This is a genomic window from Lentilactobacillus sp. (assembly GCF_040773105.1).
Classification (GTDB): Bacteria; Bacillota; Bacilli; order Lactobacillales; family Lactobacillaceae; genus Lentilactobacillus; species Lentilactobacillus parabuchneri.
The window spans coordinates 1-2,504 of sequence record NZ_JAXGWW010000282.1 but is presented as its reverse complement, the minus strand read 5'-3'; the positions used below and the strand labels follow the sequence as shown (position 1 = coordinate 2,504).

Below are 2,504 nucleotides of genomic sequence, written 5' to 3'. Positions count from 1 at the left end.
GGATTATCAGGCTGAAGAATTAACGAAAATTGTTAATTCTATGAAAAAAGGTCATCGGTCAATTATGGTACAGTCCCCACCCCGAACCGGTAAAACAGTAATCATGGCTGAAATTGCTAGGCGGACAACCGCTAATGGCAATCGGATTTTATTCATTGTGCACCGTAAAGAGATCGTTGATCAGGTGATCACCACCTTTAAAGGCCAACAAGTCAATATGAAATTGTCTCAAATTGGCATGGTGCAAACTTTTACTCGGCATGTCGATAAATTAGCCACTCCAGATGTGATCTTTGTTGATGAGGGACACCACGCTTTAGCTAAGTCTTATCGACGAATCTTGTCTGCATTCCCGAAGGCGTACAAGCTGTTATTTACGGCCACCCCTTATCGAATGAATGGCGAAAGCTTTGATAAGATTGCTGATGATTTAATTATTGGTAAACCGATTGACTGGTTAATTGAACATCACAATTTAGCACCGATGGAATATTATGCTCCAAAACAAATTGACACCGCATTGTTAAAAACTAAGCGAACTGGTGAATTTAGTGAAGAAAGTATTGCTAAAGCAATTAAACCCAAAATTTATGGTAACGCCGTTAAAAATTACCAGAAATTGGCAAACGGTAAGCAAGCAATTGCCTATACCTACAACGTGGCAAGCACCAAGCGATTAGCAGAAGCATTTAATAATGCCGGAATAAGTTGCCAGGCGGTATCAGGAAAAACACCAAAGGATGAGCGAGATCGAATCATTCAGGATTATCGAGAGGGCAAAATTCAGATTATCACTAACGCTGAATTATTTACGGAAGGGCTAGATTTACCCAATGTTGATTGTGTGATTATGTTACGGCCAACGCAGTCACTGTCGTTGTATTTACAGTTTGCCATGCGGTCGATGAATCCACGCAAGGGTAAAACCGCGATCATTATCGATCATGTTGGCAATGTCGAACGATTTGGATTACCAACTGATCATCGAACCTGGACACTTCAAGGTAGTAAGAAGCAGAAAACCAATTCAACGACCGCAGTTGTTTCAAGTGTAACAGTCTGTGAACACTGTTTTGCCACGTTTTACCGTAAGGGTGATACTTGCCCGTTCTGTGGAGCACAACTTACCAAAGATGAAGAAATTGAAGTTGTGGAAGATGCCAAATTGGAACGGGTAGACACCAAAGTTAAACAAATGGCCAAACAAATGATGGAATCTAATGTTGCTATGAACGTGGCTGACAAGAAACCAGCAGAGTTAACCAGCATGGCGGAATTACAAGCTTATGCCAAACTTCATAAATACAAGCGTGGTTGGGTATTCTACCAAGCTAAAGCGAAAGGACTGATTAGAAAGTGAGTATTTTACCAGAAAACAAAGTACACAAACCTAAAAGTACGCCACGAAATTTCTTTATTTTTGGAAAAACCATGAGTGGCAAAAGTTATTTAGCTGAACGATTCCCAAATTCATTGATTTTTAACACGGATGACAATTCCGAATCCGGAATTCGACCAGCAATTCAGTTGAGAAACCAGCGGAATGCGGAAGGAAAGCTAACTCAATCGATTATTGACCAGTTAGATGAGTATCTCTTAGCGTTGCAAACAGAAAACAACACCTATGAAACCATTGTGATTGATGTCATTGAAGATGTGGTATTCATGTTGGAGCAAGCGATCTGCATGGAAAACGATGTGAAAGCTTTGTCGGATATTCCATATGGAAAAGGTTACGCCATGTTTAATGCAGCGTTGATTGGGCTGGTAACGGAATTAAAACAGTTGAATATGAATGTGGTTTACATTAGTCGAGCAGTTACTACCGGTGAAGGAATCACAGAACACGAAATACCGGCGCTCAAAGAAAAATATTACAACGTGGTTAATGGTAACTGCGACTTAGTTATTCAAACCCAACGAATTGGTAAACGATACATTCGTCGAGTAACTGACCGTCGTAAGCATTATCAACGCGACCAAATTGAAGATCCTAAGATCTTAAATATCTTGGATAACATTTCTGGAGTATTTGATAAACCGATAAAAACAACCAAGGATGAACAAAACAAGATTGTTGAAAAAATTGACGAAGAAAAAGGAGATCATTAATTATGAGTTTACGAGATATGGCTAACAATGCACTAAAAGATTTTAACGCCAAAAAGGATAACCCAAACACTTTTAATTCACTACCATCTGGTGACTACTTAGTTTCATTTGATGGGATGGAACACCGCCATTCTGATAACGGTTGGGATGGATTAAGTATTGCAGTCACCGTCATTGATGGTGAACAAGCCGGTCGAAAAGATTTCAATGGATTCAATTTCGATACCAAGTCAGCCAACGGTAAGGATATTCCAGAAAGCGTCATTGCCACTAGAATCAAACTAGTTGCCAAACTTGCTAACGCATTAGGAATTACTCTAAATGATGATGACTGGGACGATATGGACACCCTTTCCGCCGCCTTCCTGGGTTCTAAAGGGACACCGGTTCAT

General features: G+C 40.1%; 3 protein-coding genes. All 3 read left to right on the top strand.

What is annotated here, in order from left to right; genetic code table 11:
- Positions 1 to 40: 40 nt before the first annotated feature.
- Positions 41 to 1,360 carry a DEAD/DEAH box helicase family protein gene (locus tag AB3112_RS10725; RefSeq protein WP_367334480.1) on the top strand — a complete coding sequence of 440 codons (1,320 nt, stop codon included), beginning with the start codon at positions 41 to 43 and terminating at the stop codon, positions 1,358 to 1,360.
- Positions 1,357 to 2,112, top strand: a complete 756-nt coding sequence (locus AB3112_RS10720) for an AAA family ATPase (RefSeq protein WP_057911344.1) — start codon at positions 1,357 to 1,359, stop codon at positions 2,110 to 2,112. Before AB3112_RS10725 ends, AB3112_RS10720 begins: the two co-directional genes overlap by 4 nt.
- 2 nt (positions 2,113 to 2,114) lie before the next feature.
- A partial coding sequence (locus AB3112_RS10715; protein WP_367334479.1) for a DUF669 domain-containing protein occupies positions 2,115 to 2,504 on the top strand: 390 nt, incomplete at its 3' end.